The organism is Clostridium sp. (assembly GCF_032552055.1).
Taxonomy (GTDB): Bacteria; Bacillota; Clostridia; order Clostridiales; family Clostridiaceae; genus Clostridium.
The window spans coordinates 1-16,193 of the sequence record NZ_JAWGSV010000048.1 but is presented as its reverse complement, the minus strand read 5'-3'; the positions used below and the strand labels follow the sequence as shown (position 1 = coordinate 16,193).

General features: G+C 26.0%; 16 protein-coding genes. All 16 read left to right on the top strand.

The window, feature by feature from the left end; all coding sequences use genetic code 11:
* Positions 1 to 220: 220 nt before the first annotated feature.
* Positions 221 to 1,348: a DEAD/DEAH box helicase gene (locus E6248_RS05525; protein ID WP_316339816.1), complete on the top strand. Its 1,128-nt coding sequence runs from the start codon at positions 221 to 223 to the stop codon at positions 1,346 to 1,348.
* Between the two features lie 165 nt (positions 1,349 to 1,513).
* On the top strand, positions 1,514 to 1,714 hold the full coding sequence (locus E6248_RS05520) for a hypothetical protein (protein WP_316339815.1): 201 nt from the start codon (positions 1,514 to 1,516) through the stop codon (positions 1,712 to 1,714).
* Positions 1,715 to 1,866: 152 nt separating this feature from the next.
* Positions 1,867 to 2,175 carry a nucleoside triphosphate pyrophosphohydrolase gene (locus tag E6248_RS05515; protein ID WP_316339814.1) on the top strand — a complete coding sequence of 103 codons (309 nt, stop codon included), beginning with the start codon at positions 1,867 to 1,869 and terminating at the stop codon, positions 2,173 to 2,175.
* A gap of 35 nt (positions 2,176 to 2,210) precedes the next feature.
* On the top strand, positions 2,211 to 2,864 hold the full coding sequence (locus E6248_RS05510; protein WP_316339813.1) for an NAD(P)H-dependent oxidoreductase: 654 nt from the start codon (positions 2,211 to 2,213) through the stop codon (positions 2,862 to 2,864).
* Between the two features lie 254 nt (positions 2,865 to 3,118).
* Positions 3,119 to 5,605: a hypothetical protein gene (locus E6248_RS05505; RefSeq protein WP_316339812.1), complete on the top strand. Its 2,487-nt coding sequence runs from the start codon at positions 3,119 to 3,121 to the stop codon at positions 5,603 to 5,605.
* Between the two features lie 1,042 nt (positions 5,606 to 6,647).
* A complete protein-coding gene (locus E6248_RS05500) occupies positions 6,648 to 7,844 on the top strand; it encodes an HNH endonuclease domain-containing protein (RefSeq protein WP_316339811.1) in 1,197 nt (398 codons plus the stop codon).
* A 168-nt stretch (positions 7,845 to 8,012) separates the two neighbouring features.
* On the top strand, positions 8,013 to 8,522 hold the full coding sequence (locus E6248_RS05495; RefSeq protein ID WP_316339810.1) for a ferritin: 510 nt from the start codon (positions 8,013 to 8,015) through the stop codon (positions 8,520 to 8,522).
* A 153-nt stretch (positions 8,523 to 8,675) separates the two neighbouring features.
* The gene (locus E6248_RS05490) at positions 8,676 to 9,563 is read left to right on the top strand and encodes an AAA family ATPase (RefSeq protein ID WP_316339809.1); all 888 of its coding nucleotides are present in this window, start codon (positions 8,676 to 8,678) and stop codon (positions 9,561 to 9,563) included.
* Entirely contained in the window at positions 9,553 to 10,080 is a 528-nt protein-coding gene (locus tag E6248_RS05485; protein ID WP_316339808.1) for a hypothetical protein, read from the top strand. Before E6248_RS05490 ends, E6248_RS05485 begins: the two co-directional genes overlap by 11 nt.
* Positions 10,081 to 10,105: 25 nt before the next feature.
* A complete protein-coding gene (locus E6248_RS05480) occupies positions 10,106 to 10,537 on the top strand; it encodes a hypothetical protein (protein ID WP_316339807.1) in 432 nt (143 codons plus the stop codon).
* A 229-nt stretch (positions 10,538 to 10,766) separates the two neighbouring features.
* Positions 10,767 to 11,549, top strand: coding sequence for an AzlC family ABC transporter permease (locus E6248_RS05475; protein ID WP_316339805.1), 783 nt, complete (start codon positions 10,767 to 10,769; stop codon positions 11,547 to 11,549).
* Positions 11,539 to 11,844 carry an AzlD domain-containing protein gene (locus E6248_RS05470; protein ID WP_316339804.1) on the top strand — a complete coding sequence of 102 codons (306 nt, stop codon included), beginning with the start codon at positions 11,539 to 11,541 and terminating at the stop codon, positions 11,842 to 11,844. Before E6248_RS05475 ends, E6248_RS05470 begins: the two co-directional genes overlap by 11 nt.
* A 269-nt stretch (positions 11,845 to 12,113) precedes the next feature.
* Positions 12,114 to 12,866, top strand: a complete 753-nt coding sequence (locus E6248_RS05465; RefSeq protein WP_316339803.1) for a DUF434 domain-containing protein — start codon at positions 12,114 to 12,116, stop codon at positions 12,864 to 12,866.
* Between the two features lie 154 nt (positions 12,867 to 13,020).
* Positions 13,021 to 14,136, top strand: a complete 1,116-nt coding sequence (locus E6248_RS05460) for a peptidase S41 (protein WP_316339802.1) — start codon at positions 13,021 to 13,023, stop codon at positions 14,134 to 14,136.
* A gap of 78 nt (positions 14,137 to 14,214) precedes the next feature.
* Positions 14,215 to 15,504 carry a uracil permease gene (gene uraA, locus E6248_RS05455; RefSeq protein WP_316339801.1) on the top strand — a complete coding sequence of 430 codons (1,290 nt, stop codon included), beginning with the start codon at positions 14,215 to 14,217 and terminating at the stop codon, positions 15,502 to 15,504.
* Between the two features lie 254 nt (positions 15,505 to 15,758).
* Positions 15,759 to 16,193: flagellin lysine-N-methylase (gene fliB / locus E6248_RS05450; RefSeq protein WP_316339800.1), on the top strand; the 435-nt coding region annotated here is incomplete at its 3' end.

Here is a 16,193-nt window from a genome sequence, read left to right as displayed (position 1 = left end):
GTATTGAATATACAGAAATCTAATTTTAAAAATAAGTCTAATAATAATTAATATAACTAGCAATATAGTTTTTAATGGGATGCATTGGATTTAATAATCTAATGCATCTAATTTTTATTATTAATAGAAGACATAATATTAATACGATATATTTTGACAATTATCTAAAGTGCTGTTAAAGTTTAATAGTTACTAGTTGAAGGAAAGAGGTAAATAACAAATGAATTTTGAAAATCTTAATATAAATGAAAAGACTATAAATGGATTGAAAACTATGGGAATAAACGAGCCAACTGAAATACAGAAGGTTGTAATTCCTGCAGCTCTTAATGGAGAAAATATAATTGGTCAATCTGAAACAGGTACTGGGAAAACTTTAGCTTACCTTTTACCAACAATAGAAAAAATAGACGTAAGTAAAAAAGAAATGCAATGTATAATATTAGCTCCAACTCATGAGTTAGCTATTCAAATAAATAATACGATTAATGAATTAAAAAAAGCATCAGCTTTAGATATTACATCTACATCATTAATAGGTAGTGCTAATATTAAAAGACAAATAGATAGTTTAAAAGCAAAACCTCATATTATAGTTGGTTCTGCTGGAAGAATATTAGAACTAATACGTAAAAAGAAGGTAACAGCTCATACTATAAAAACTATTATAATTGATGAAGTTGATAAGCTTTTAGATAAAAATAATCTACCAGCTGTAAAGGACATAATAAAATGTACTCAAAAGCAAACTCAAGTTATGATGTTTTCAGCTACATTAACAGGTAAAACTTTAGATATTGCTAAGACATTAAAAGAAGATGTAAAAGTTATATCAGTTAAAAATAATAAAGTTAATGAAAATATAAGCCATAATTATATAAAAACTGATGCTAGAAAGAAGATTGAAACTTTAAGAAAGCTTATAAATGCAACAAAGGCAGAAAAAATCTTAGTATTTAATAATGATAGTTACACTACAAATACAGCAATTGAAAACTTATCTGCAAGTAAGATAAAGATAGCTACTATTGCTGGCAATAATAAAATGGAAGAAAGAAAAAAGGCTCTAGAAGACTTTAGAAAAGGTAAAATCCAAGTATTAATTGCTTCAGATGTTGCGGCTAGAGGATTAGATATAAAGGGAGTAACTCATGTTATTAACCTAGATATACCTGAAGATCCTAAAGACTATCTACATAGATCTGGAAGAGTTGGAAGAGCAGGAGAAACTGGAGATGTATTCTCAATAGTTTCAGATAGAGAAGAAAGTATAATAAAGATGCATGAAAAGAACTTTAAGATTAGTATTGTAGAAAAGCATCTTTATAAAGGGGATATAGAAGAGTAAATATATTCTGGAATATTAAAATAGAAATTTCTATAAAAAAGTCTATATCATTACTATAATATAGTGATATAGACTTTTTTGCATATAAAATGCAAATTAACACGAAATAATTGTAACAAATGTTATAATATACTTATGATTTAAAACTATATTGGGGGTAGTAATATGTCTAAAGATTATTATATTTATAGTTATGTTGAAAGAAAATTAGTTGATTCAATGGGGAAACATACCTTTGATAAAGAAAGATATAAAGATGAAGAAGTTAGAAAAAGAAATAAAAGTAATCTGCAAGGTATTTTAATAGGGGCTGTTTTAGGACTTATAGTAGTTGGAATAATGATAATTATAGATTTATCAATATAAAATATTGATAATATAGGAATAAATAGTATCATTAATTTAAGTTACTAAAGAATAGTACGGGGGAATATATAAAGTTAAAAAAATAATATAAGCATGGTTACGTAAAGTAAGTGAAATAATAAATTCAACTATTAGAAGGGGGTTAAAAGTAAATGAAAATTTATAATAAATTAGTTAGAGATAGAATACCAGAAATAATAAAAGCAGATGGTAAAGAGTGTGAAACAGAAATAGTAAGAGGAATAGAAAAACAGGAGCTTCTAGAAAAGAAATTATTAGAAGAAGTTAAGGAATATATAGAAGATAAAAACTTAGAAGAACTAGCAGATGTAATGGAAGTTCTATTTGGATTAGCAAATGAACTAGGTTATAATGAAGAAGAATTACTAAAGAAGAGGGCTGATAAACTAGTAGATCGTGGTGGCTTTAAAGAGGGAATAGTTTTAAAGCAAGTAAAATAGACTTAAGTAAAATACATATAGAAAGAGGTTTTAATATGAATAGAAATGAAGTAATGAATGTTTTAAACTTTAGACATGCGTGTAAAGAATTTGATAAAGAAAAGAAGATAGCTACAGAAGATGTAGAAGTAATACTAGAAGCAGGAAGGCTTTCACCTAGTTCATTAGGAATAGAACCATGGAAGTTCTTGGTAATAGAAAATCAAGAATTAAAAGATGAATTAGGAGCAGTATGTTGGGGTGGAAAAACTCAAATGCCAACATGTAGCCATTTAATAGTAGTGTTAAGTAGGAAGGCTAAAGAATTAAGATATGATTCAAGCTATACAAACCATATCTTAAAAGATGTTAAGAACCTTCCAGAAGAAGCAACATTAAAGTTTAAAAGCCTTATGAAAACATTAGAAGAAGAACGTTATAAAGATGATAAGGATATAGAAGCATATGCTTCAAATCAAGTATATATAGCAGTAGGAAATATGATGACTGCAGCTGCAATGCTAGGAATAGATTCCTGTGCTATTGGAGGAATAGATAAAAATGCAGTAGAAAAGATGTTAATTGACAGAGGTGTATTAGACATAGAAAAATTCAATATATCTTTATGTCTTGCCTTTGGATATAGAGTGAAGGAAGTTGAAGAAAAGTTAAGACAGGAAATGAGTGAAATAGTTACTTGGGTGAAATAAAACGAAGATAATTTAATAAAATAAATAGAAACGTAACAATGAATTAAATAAAAAAACTTACAGCTATATTCAGTGATACTAATGGATATAGCTGTTTTTATAATTAAATTCACCTCATTTAAATATATTCTATCTCGAAAACAAGTAAGCATTAATATAACTATAATTTTACATCTTTTATACAGATGAAATATATACATATATAATCTATTTCATAAATAGAATATATTAGTAACAATATTTTATGAGGAAATATGAAAAAATTATTCTACAATCAAATTAAAAATGCTACTGAAGAAAGAGATATTGAATTAGTTTATAAGAATAATATAAGTGCCAATTTAAGAAACTCAATAATAACATATCCTTTTAAATGTGATGGATATTTAGAAGAAAATTTTATGTATGATGATACAAGAAAAGTTCTAAGACTTATCATGGAATTTAAGTATGGATTTGATTTTAATAACTCTATTGATAGGGCTAAAGTTTTAGTGCAAGTTATATTTTATTTAAATCAATTTACTTTAAGAACAAATAGAAATTATATGGACATGCCTAATGTAATTTTAGCTGGTGATAAAACTACATGTTTTGTAATAAGTTCTAATGATGTAGAAATGTACTTAGAAAGAAATTTAGATTGGAGTATAGCACCTTCAGAAGCTCCAAATAAGTATAAAGATTTAACTTTTGAAATAAGCAATAATAAATCCATTAATCCTATAATATTCAATATTGATAAGAGTTTCAAATTTGAAAATGTAGTTATGAATATTAAAAGATTAATAATTCATATAAAGACAAAGTTTAAGGTTACTGAAGCAAATCTATTAGAAACATATGATTATTTTATAGAACGTATAATAAAAGATCCTTCTAAATATTCTGCATCTGACTTAGTTCAATGCTTTATAGATACAATAATTGGCGAAGTTGAAATATCCCAAAAGAAAGATAGTAAATTTATTGCTAAAAATGATAGGCGTATAGAGATAGATTCTTATCGATATCAGCAATTTGAAGAGGATTATTCAGTAAAATATTCTATAGAAGAAAAGAATAGATTTATATCAATGAAGGATAGGTTAACTGAGGACACTAAAAGAAGATTTAATGGAGAATTCTTTACTCCTACTACTTGGACAAATGAATCCCATAAACAATTAAGTTATGTATTTGGTCCAAATTGGAGAGAGGAATATATAGTATGGGATTGTGCATGGGGAACTGGAAATTTAACAAGAGACTATTATTTTAAAGAATTATATTGCTCAACTATAGATAAAGTTGATCTTGAATTAGGAGATAATTATAATAGAAATTCTCAAAAGTTCGTATATGACTTTTTAAATGATAATCCAGAATTATTAATTTCTGATGAAGTAAACAATTCTTTGCTTCCATTATCATTATATAATGCATTACTAAAAAATAAGAAAATAATATTCTTAATTAATCCACCTTTTGGGGAAGGTAGTAATGGAAAACAGAATGGTAAGAAAAGTAAAGATGGTATATCTAATACAAAAGTTAAATCAATGATGGAAAAAGAAGGCTTTAAAAATTCATCTCAGCAATTATATATTCAGTTTCTTTATAGAATATTAAAATTAAAACAGGTATTTAATTTAGATAATCTAAGTATAGGAGTTTTTACGCCAACATTATTTTTATCTGGAGAGAGAAGTGAAAAATTTAGAGAAACTTTCTTAGAAAACTTTAAGTTTGAAAAAGGTATTGTATTTAATGCAAGTTACTTTTCAAATGTTTCTTCTGAATGGGGGATTGGGTTTTCAATATGGACTTCTGGAGAAAATAAGGAAGAGAATAATTTTAAGTTTTTAATTAAAGAATTAAATGATAAAGGCAAAATTGAAACAAGTGGAAAAAAAACAATATATAATCTAGAACCAAAGGAAAGATTATCATCTTGGATTAAGGATAAAAAATCTAATAGTAAAGTTGAAACTATAACATTAAAATCAGCTATAACTCTTGATAAGAAAACAAGAATGGTTGATAAGGATGCAATAGGATTTTTAATGAATGATTCAAATAATGTATATGCTAATACTCAGGGAGTATATATATTATCTGCGCCTGTTACAAGACATGTAAAGACAACAGCAATAACAAGAGAAAATTATAAACAATGTTGTTCTTTATTTGCAGCAAGAAAAGTAATTAAATCTAATTGGTTAAATCAAAAGGATAACTATATGATTCCCAATATTAATCATTCTAAATATAAAGAATTTGAAAATGACAGTATCATATATTCTATTTTTACAAATGAAAGTGGAGCTAGTTCACTTAGAAATGTGAAGGTAGAAGATAAAAGCTTTAATATTATAAATGAAATGTTCTTTATGAGTATTAAGGATATTCAAAATTTGGCTAATATAAATAATAATGAAATGATATATTGGGATTGCATAAGATATAGTAAAGAGAGATTTATATATGAAGAGTTAGAGAAATTAGAGTTTTCAGAAGAAGGAAAATTAATTTTAAAAACTGCAAGGAATTTAGTAGTAGAAAGCTTTAAATATAGATATGAGTTTAATAAATATCACCCTAAATATAACATAAATACTTGTGATGCAGGATGGTATCAAATAAAATTTATGTTAACTAAATATATGAAAAAAGAACTAGAACTATTTGAAGATATGGTAAAGAACTTAGAAGATAAAATGAGAAGCTTGGTTTATGAACTTGGATTCTTAAAACATTAAATTGTAATAATATTAGAGTTGTATAAAAAATAAGTAAATAGAAGAAGACTTATAATTCAATATTTTCTTTTTTTTTTAGTACATTTTAATTTTAATAATTTATAAAGTATTATAAAGCATTTTATCTGTTACATCCTAAATATTCACAATTGTTTCAGATTATAATATAATAAAACAATATTAACTTAGATGACATTTAAAAAATTGAAGCTTTTTAGTGTTATCTAAGTCTTTCTTATTTAAGCTTTAGTATATGATGTTTTATTACATTTAGGGATGGTGGCAAATTATTAGTATTATAATCTAAAACTACTCTTTGTCCACAATAAGTATTAAATATGTACATTTACCATGTTTTTCACTATTGGAATATGACATAAAAATATCTCCTTTTTATAAGATTATAATATTGGTATAGCTCTACAAACTTATATTAACAATATTGTAAATATAAGTTTGTTAAATTATGCGGAAAGTTTAGCTGAGCTGATTAACAGTATTTCAATCAAAGTGAAATATTAATAATTGTAATGCCTAGTACGGCTATTACATATATGGAGCTTCTGTAATTGCAGGATAAAAGAAAGTAATGAGTTTATGTAGATTAAAAGATATTAATTATTAGTTTTGTTAGAAGAATAATAAAAATATATTGTTGAATAATTGATAGTAAAGCAAAAAAATTGAGAACTTTCACTTGATTCAAACATATTTAAATCTATATTCCACTATTTTGAAATAGATAAGGCATAATAAAAATGTAAGAAAGTTTATGAAACATTAAGAGGATAAATTAAATAGATATTTGAACATATAAAATTAAAGGATAGTAACCATTTAAAATGAATAAATGTAAATATTGTAATAAAGAACTAAAAGAAAAATACTTTGAAAATAAAATAGGTATATTCTGTTCAGAAGATTACTTCAATAAATATTAAGATAGTTTAAGTGATAAAGAGTACTCAGAACTTCAAAATAACTTTTGTGTTTGTAGTGATGATTAAGTAAGAAGATAAGAGAAAATATGGGGATAAGGTATATGGATATTAAAAATAAAATTATTGAAGATACTTATTTAAAAGAAAAGGATATAATAATTCCTAATAGTAATTTGGTTTATTATGATTTACCTACTTCAGCTTATGTTGATACAAGAATTTTTTCAAGATTACTCGAAGATAGCAGAGTAGTTGCTAGTTATAAGATGTATTGGTTATTAGGGTTATTAGAAGAAGTAAGTTTAGGCAATAGGGAAATAACTTTTAGGACGTTAATTTCAAGAATGATAGTGGGGGCATGGTATCCTATAATGCAGTATAAATTATATTTTGGTCAGTTTGATAATTTATCCAAAACAGTTGAATATATATCAAGTGCATATAATAAACACTCTAATATTAATAGCAAGGAATTATTAGATTTTATTTATAATAGCAATGATGCAATTTTAAATAAGCAAATGAAAGAATTAAGCTATCAAGTTCCTTATATGCTCTTATCTCCATTTTTTGAAGAGAAGATAAAAGGGTTAAAAAGCTCAAAAAGAGTTAAAAGAATAATAGAACTATCTTTAAGTGAACCAAATGTCTTATATAAGATTATTATTGATAAGGAAAATAAAGTAGTCATCGATGATGAATGGGCAAGGTATATGACAGCTAATTATCGAATAATTAAATCATGGATATATTATAAGTTATCTTGCTTTTTACAAAAGAGAAATCCTAACGTTCCATCAATTATATTTAAGTTAGATCCGCCAAAGTCAAGGGATTTAAGTCATGCAACTAAACTCTGGACTGATATCATCAATGATAGATATGTAAAAGATATTTATACAGGGAATGATTTTTTAGCTGAAAACTATAGTGAGCTTGGAAGATTAAGTATTGATCATTTTATACCATGGAGCTTTGTGCTTCATGATGAAATATGGAACTTAGTTCCTACATTTAAAAATATAAATAGTATCAAAAGTGATAGACTATTAAGGTATGAAAATTACATAGATGATTTTTGCAATACTCAATTTGAAGCCTTTTCTTTTATATGTGATAAGAAGATAAAGAGGGATTTAGAATCATATGTAGATTTACTTAGATTAGAAAATCCTTTAAATTTCTATAAATATAAAGGTAGAGAAGGCTTTAAGGAAAAGTTAAGGACAAGCATTGCTCCAATATATCAAATAGCAGTTAATCAGGGTTTTTCAGTAATTGATAGTATTTATAAGTAAAACCCATATACTGAAGTATAAATTATTAAAATAGAAAGATAACTTAACTTAATAAGTGAATATTAAAGGATAATAAACTAATTTTATTTATTATGTTATTGGAAAAAACATAAAATAAGTATACAATGTAAGTGGGAGATAATTTATATAGAGGAGTGTACATATTTTATGTTAAGTAAAAAATTATTAGAAGGTTTAAACAATCAAATTAATTTTGAGTTCTATTCTTCATATACATATCTTGCTATGGCAGGATACTGTGAATCTATTGACTTAAGTGGTTTTGCTAATTTCTTTAGAGTTCAAGCAAAAGAAGAATTAGATCATGCAATGAAATTATATGATTATGTATATCAAAAGAATGGTTCAGTAGTATTAGAGCAAGTAAATAAACCTCAAGGAGATTATGATGGGATAATTGACGTTTTTGAAAAAGGTTATGAGCACGAGCAACTAGTTACTAGAAAAATATATGAACTAACAGATATTGCATATGAAGAAAGAGAACATTCTACTATAAGCTTATTAAAATGGTTTATAGATGAACAGGTTGAAGAAGAAAATAACTTTAATTCATTAGTAAAGAGAGTAAGAAGAATTGAAGATAATCCAGCTGGACTTTATTTAATGGATGATGAGTTAGCTACAAGAGTTTATACAACAAATACAAATAATTAGTTTTATTAAGAAAGAAGTCAGTAATTGACTTCTTTTTATATGTTCAAAAGATCACTTCAATAGATATATTTAAACAGTTTAAGTTATAAATAGAATCATAATACAACTAAGTAACTAATATATATTTATGAATGTATATTAGGTGGTGTAAATGTGTCAAGAAATATAAGTTTTATAAATCTTAAAGGTGGAGTTGGAAAAACAACTCTTACTGTGGCAGTGGCTGAAATTCTATCGATAGAATTTAATAAAAAAGTTTTAGTAATTGATTTAGATCCTCAAACAAATGCTACTGTTTTGCTAATTAGTCAAGAGGAATGGGAAAAAAGAAATAATGAAAACAGAACAATTCATCAATTGTTTTTTGATAAAATTGAGAATACTAATGTATTTGATATCAATGAAGCTATAATATCTAATGTTAGTAATATTAAAAATAAGGATGGTAATCTTGATTTGTTACCATCAAGTATTGATTTAATAGATATAACAGATGAAATTTCAGCATTAAATAGAAATAATAGAATAATAGATATTATAAATTCAGAGCTGCAGAAGAAAGATGTAAATGATAAAAGAGTAGTAGATAAATATGATTATATATTAATAGACTGTCCTCCTAATTTAGGAGGAATAACTATGTGTGGAGTTTATATTAGTAATTATTATATAATTCCTGTTCTACCTGATACTTTATCCACTTATGGTCTTAAGCAAGTAATAAATAAAATTGAGAAAAAAACAAGGGAAATAAAAAGGTTGGACAAGGATTATAATATCAAAGCATTGGGTGTTGCAATTAATAGATATAGAGATACTAAAGGATATAACAGAATTAAGGATTCACTTATACTTAGTTCATCACAAGAGTTAATTCCTGAAGTATTTAATAGTATATTAAAAAATAAAGCTAATTACTGTGATACATGTGATTTAGAAATAAGTAAAAATACTATAAGACAAAAATATGGAGATGAATTTAAGCAGCTTAAAGAATTTGTTTTAGAAATAATACAAAGGTGTGATAATCATGAGAAGTAAAGGAGTTAAGAGTGAAATAGAGAAAGAATTACTTAAGGGAGTAACTAGGGAAATCTTAAATACTAAGTTTAATAAGGGGACAGTTACTCAAGTTTATAATAAATTAAATAATGAAGGGTTACTACTAGAGAAAGAGGTAGTATCAATTGAAAGGAATAATAAAGAAGAAAGTATAGAGAAGCAAGTTCTAAATTTAGTTACAAATATTATTGATATTATTAGTGATACGGGGGAATATATGATCAATATAAGTGTGAATAAAAAGGTAGTAGATAAAGATAAGCACAAATATATTGTTTTAAATCCATTCAAACTTTATGGAGACGTTGGAAAAGAAGCTATGATAAAAGAATTACTTAAGTATGACGCAAAATATCTTAAAGAGGTTTTAAAAAAACATTTTACTTATGATAAAAATGAGATTAAAAAAATTAATTCCATTGAAGAATTAATAAATATTATAATACTTAATATAGAAAGAACTGTGAAAATAGGAGATAGTTTCAGACAGAAGTAAAGATATAAATTTAGTGGAGAAGCATATGGAATGGCTTAACACCTACGGATTAATTATCATGATAATAATTATGGTTCCAAACATTATATTTGCAATTAAAGAAAAGAATTTGGAAAGTAAATATCATAATAAGTTTATTGAAACTATAGAACAAATAGGAAGATATGGATCCATGTTTTTAATGATTTTTAACATACCATTTTTAGAGTATGGATATTGGTTTTCTAATGCTAAAAATATTTATATGATTTTAGTAGGGGTACTAGCTATAGCTTATTGTTTAACTTGGGCTTTATACTTTAAAAAAGCTACACTTTCTAAGGCTATGGCGCTAGCAATTATTCCAACACTTATATTTTTGTTTAGTGGGATAATATATTTAAATATTTTATTAATTATTACATCTGTACTATTTGGAATTGGTCATTTAACTATAACTTATTATAATAATGTATAAATGCTAATTTAAACTATCAATTAATAAAATATAAATTATAAAAATATTAAGCTATACAGGATAAAATTATCGATCTTGTATAGCTTATTTTATACATAAGAAGATTATTTAATGTTTTCAAATTTGTAAATTGTATTGTTAATTTGCTAAAGATAACTTTACTTACTGGAAAATTATATTAATTTATAGTAGAATTGGTATTGATTTGGGGAAGGAAAGTGATGGTTACATGGAAAGAAAAAGTGGCTATTTAAATGATAGTTTTGAAGAATTTACTTTAGAGGAAAGTTTGAATTTTGAAAGTAGAACTACTTACTTTAAAAAAGGTATAAAAAATGGTATTCCAATTGCTCTTGGATATATAGCTGTATCATTTACCTTTGGAATTGCAGCTAAGAAGGCAGGACTTACTGTATTTCAAGCAGTTTTAATGTCTATTACTAATCTTACATCGGCTGGACAGTTTGCAGGGGTTGGTCTTATTGCAGCTTATGCTAGTTATTTAGAATTAATAATAACTCAACTAGTTATAAATATGAGATATTGTCTTATGTCTTGTACTTTATCTCAAAAGTTAGATAAAGACACACCTTTAATTCATAGATTCTTAATTGCAACAGGTATAACAGATGAGGTTTTTGGAGTTTCAGCTTGTACTGATGGAAAGCTGAGTCCTTATTATGCATATGGTCTTTTTAGTGTTGCTATGCCAGGTTGGGCTCTTGGAACATTACTTGGTGGCATATCAGGAAGTATTTTTCCACCAAGGGTTATAAGTGCTTTAGGAGTTGCTCTTTATGGTATGTTTATAGCAATTATAGTTCCACCAGCAAAGGAAAATAGAAATATAGCAATTGTAATTGTTGTTTCAATGATTTTTAGTTTTGTATTTACGAAACTTCCAGTTTTAAAAGAAATATCATCGGGATTTAGAATTATTATCTTAACTATATTAATTGCAGGAGTAGCAGCTATTCTGTTTCCAATAAAGGGGGATAATGATGAAGAGTAATGTATATATTTATATTTTAGTAATGTCAGTTGTAACTTATTTAATTAGATTATTACCAATTACATTAATACAAAAGGAAATTAAAAATAAAACTATTCTTTCTTTTTTATATTATGTACCTTTTGTTACTTTAGCTGTAATGACTTTTCCAGGGATTCTAACTTCAACTAGTATTATGTGGTCAGGCCTTGCAGCCCTTATTACTGCAATAGTTGTTTCATATAAGGGTGGAAGTTTAATTAAGGTTTCTTTATCAGCTTGCTTAGTAGTTTTTATAATAGAGCTTTTTATTTAAGTAAATTTATAATTATAATATGTATAATCTTAAGTTTTACAATATGGGGCTGTCTCACAAACAGCCCCAAGCAATAGTTAAAAATGAAGATCTATTGATATAATTCCTACAGAATTACTAAAACTAATTACTTTTTAAAACTCCGTAAGGAGTTTTTTCATAAATTTTTCATTCTTCATTATAAATTTTTCATTGTGCGATAGCACCTGTATTATTTAATGGAGCTATTGAAATAATAATGGTAAATAAATTTATTAGAAGGTAGTTTTATGAGTAAATCAGTTAGACGAGGTTATGTACTTACAGATGAAAAAGAATTTACAGGTGAAAGCTTAAATAAGTTATATAAAGCATCAGAAGATTTATTATATCTTTTAAATAGAGGTTATAAACTTAAGGGGGCTTCAACATTTATAGGTAATCATTATCTTTTATCTGAAAGACAAAGATTAGCCTTAGCCAGGGGGATTTCTAAAGATAATGACCTAATAATAAGGAAATCAAAGGAAGTTACTAATCTTAATAATATTAATGTAGTTCATATAGATGGATTTAACACTATAATAACTTTAGAAGTAGCTTTATCTAATTCGATAATTATAAAGTCTTTAGATGGTACTATTAGAGATTTAGCTGGATTAAGGGGAAGTTATTCAATTATAGATAAAACAGAAATTGCATTAAATTTAATAAAAGGATTTCTAGAAGAAAATAAAATTGAAAAAGCTATATTTTACTTAGATAAGCCAGTTTCAAATTCAGGTAGATTAAAAATGAAGACCTTGGATATATTTAAGGGTTCAAAAGTAGAAATTGAGGTTGAAACTATAAATAATGTAGATAGTGTTTTAGAAGCTAAGGGAAATATAGTATCTAGTGATGCTATAATTTTGGATAATTGCATTAGTTGGATTAATTTAAATAGATATATTATTGAAGAGAATATATTAGATGCTAATTGTATAGATTTTAGTAAATTAAATAATAGATATAGGATAGAAGATGGAATTTATTTTTCATAAATATTTATAAGAGGATAATATTATACTGATGCCCCTTGGACTGTGTTCGAGAATAAGGAATATGATATTATTCTCTGTTTATTTATATATACTAGAGAAGTATAAGGAGATATAGTAAAATTAATATGATTTGATAAATGAAAAGGATGTTAATATGAAAAGTATATGGAATAAAAAGTGGGTAGATGACATTGATTATTTAAAAGAAGAACTTATAAAAAATCATGTTAATTTATTTGCTTATATAGAAGAAGATGAGTTTAATAAAAAAATAGAAGAGTTAAAGAAAATAATAGATAAGTTGGACTATGAAGAAATGAAGGTAGAAATATCAAGGATTACTGCTTCTATTAGGGATGCACATACAAGTCTTATATTTCCAGCAAGAAAATTTATTCCCCTTAAGTTTTACAACTTTAATGATGGGGTATATATAATAAATTCTACAAAAGATTATGAAAATCTACTTTTTAAAAAAGTTATAGCAATAGAGGATATAAAGATAAAAGATATTTTAGAGGAGCTTTCTAATATTATTTCTTACGAAAATAAGTACTTTTTTAAGTCTCAAAGCATGAAATACCTCCAAATAGTTGAAGTTCTATATGGACTTTTAATTGTTGATGATATGAATAAAATTAAAATAACATTAGAAGATGGTGAACATGAAATTATACCTATTTCTATAGAGAATATGACTTATACAAATGAAAGACTACCACTTTATGCTAAGAAATCATCTGAAAATCTTTGGTTTAAATATTTAGATAACGAAGAGCTTTATATAAAATATAATAGCTGTAGAGAAAGTGGAAGTGAAAGTATAAAGGATAAAATAGAAAAGATAATACTATTTATAGAGAAAAATAATATAAAAAAAGTAACAGTTGATTTAAGAAATAACTTAGGTGGGGATTCAACTTTATTTGAGCCTTTTATTTATTATATAAAGGAAAATAAAGAGATAAATAATAAGGAAAATTTAAAAGTAATAATAGGAAGAGAAACCTTTTCTTCAGCACTTTTAAATGCTTATAATTTTAAAAATAATACTAATGCAAAGATTGTTGGGGAACCAAGTGGAGGAAAACCAAATTGTTATGGAGAGATATTAAAAATTACACTTCCAAATAGTAAATTAGTAGTAACCTATTCTACAAAATTTTATAAGCTTATTGAAGATGATTCAATTGATTCTCTTTATCCAGATGAAATAGCTTTAGAGACAATAGAAGACTATAAACTAACAAAAAATATTGTTTTTTGTTAAAAAAGGTGCTATATTAAAAACGATATATTCAAAAAACTTTTAATTTAGTCCAGAGAGACTAAGAATGGAGATAATATTATGAAAAAAGAATTAGAAAACGAAGTATTAATGGTTGATGTTAACGAGAAGGTTCCAATGAAAAGAGCCATCCCATTAAGTATTCAACATCTATTTGCAATGTTTGGAGCATCTATTTTAGTTCCTATCTTATTTAACATTGATCCAACTACAGTATTATTCTTTAATGGAATAGGTACATTGCTTTATGCCTTTATCACTAAAAAAGGTATACCAGCTTATTTAGGATCAAGTTTTGCTTTTCTAGCACCAACATTCCTATTACTTGGTGAAGGATATAGTTTTCAAAGTATACAAGGTGGCTTTGTAATTTCAGGTTTTGTTTTTTCAATAGTAGCAATTATTGTAGGTTTTACAGGTACAGGTTGGATTAACAAGTTATTCCCACCAGCAGCTATGGGAGCAATAGTAACTATAATAGGATTAGAACTTGCTTCAAATGCAGCTGATATGGCAGGATTCCCAGTTGGAGGTACAAATTCACCAGAATTAAATCCAACATGGGTAGTAGTATCTATGGTTACACTTGGAACAGTTATATTATGTAATGTATTACTTAGAGGATTTTTAAAGGTAATTCCTATCTTAATAGGAGTTGTCGTAGGTTACATAACAGCTTATGCTATGGGACTTGTAGATTTTAGTGCTATAAATAATGCAGCATTCTTTACAGTTCCACAAATTAAATTAGCTAAATTTGAAATGACGCCGATTTTAACTATACTTCCAGCTACTTTTGTAGTTGTAGCTGAACATATAGGACATTTAAAGGTTACTAGCAGTATAGTAGGTAGAGATTTAACTAAAGACCCAGGGTTACATAGATCTCTTTTAGGAGATGGATTATCAACTATGGTTTCAGGTATGTTTGGATCAGTTCCAACTACTACTTATGGTGAAAATATAGGGGTTATGGCATTAACAAAGGTATATAGTGTTTATGTAATTTGTGGTGCTGGTTTAATTTCTATAGTACTTGGATTCTCAGGTAAGCTTTCAGCATTAATAAGCACAATACCAACTCCAGTAGTAGGAGGGGTTAGCTTATTACTATTTGGTACTATAGCAACATCAGGACTTAGAACTTTTATAGAAGAAAAGGTTGATTATTCTAAGTCAAGAAACTTAATTCTTACATCAGTAATATTTATGGTTGGTTTAAGTGGAATAAAACTAAGTATAGGTGTTGTAGAATTAAAAGGTATGGGACTAGCGGCTGTTGTTGGAATAGCTTTAAATTTAGCATTCCTTATATTTGATAAGCTAGGAATAATGAACGAAGAAGCTTAATAATTTACATTTTTTATTATTAGCTATAAATAAACTATAAGCTATATAGGATTTTATTAATCTTATATAGCTTATTTTTTTATATTCTACAACTTTTTCTTGAAGACTTATAAATTCAGTATTAAAATTAAGGTTGTTATATAAGTTACAATATTTATTATAGATTATTAAACTGTTTTGAATTAATAGTGTTAAATTAAGATAACTATTACAGAAACTTATAATAAAATAAATTTAGTTGATGTGAGGATAAAATGAAGATAAAAAAACCAGATTATTTTGATGAATTTAAATGTATAGCAGATAAATGTGAGGATACTTGCTGTGCTGGATGGGGAATAGTAGTTGATGATATTTCTTATGATAAATATCAAAAAGTAGAAGGTGACTTTGGAGATTATCTTAGAGATAATATAATTGAGGATGAAGGAGATAATGTTTTTACTTTAAAGGGAGATAGATGTTCTTTCTTAAATGATGATAATTTATGTGATATATATAAGAACATTGGTGAGGGTGGCCTATGCTATACTTGTAGACAATATCCACGTTATCTTGAGGAGTTTGGATCTTTAAGGGAAATAGGCCTTTCATTATCTTGTCCAGAAGCTTGCAGAATAATTCTTAGATCTTTTAAGAAAGGTAGCTTTATTATAGAGGAAAAAGATGAAGAGGTAACGGATTATAAT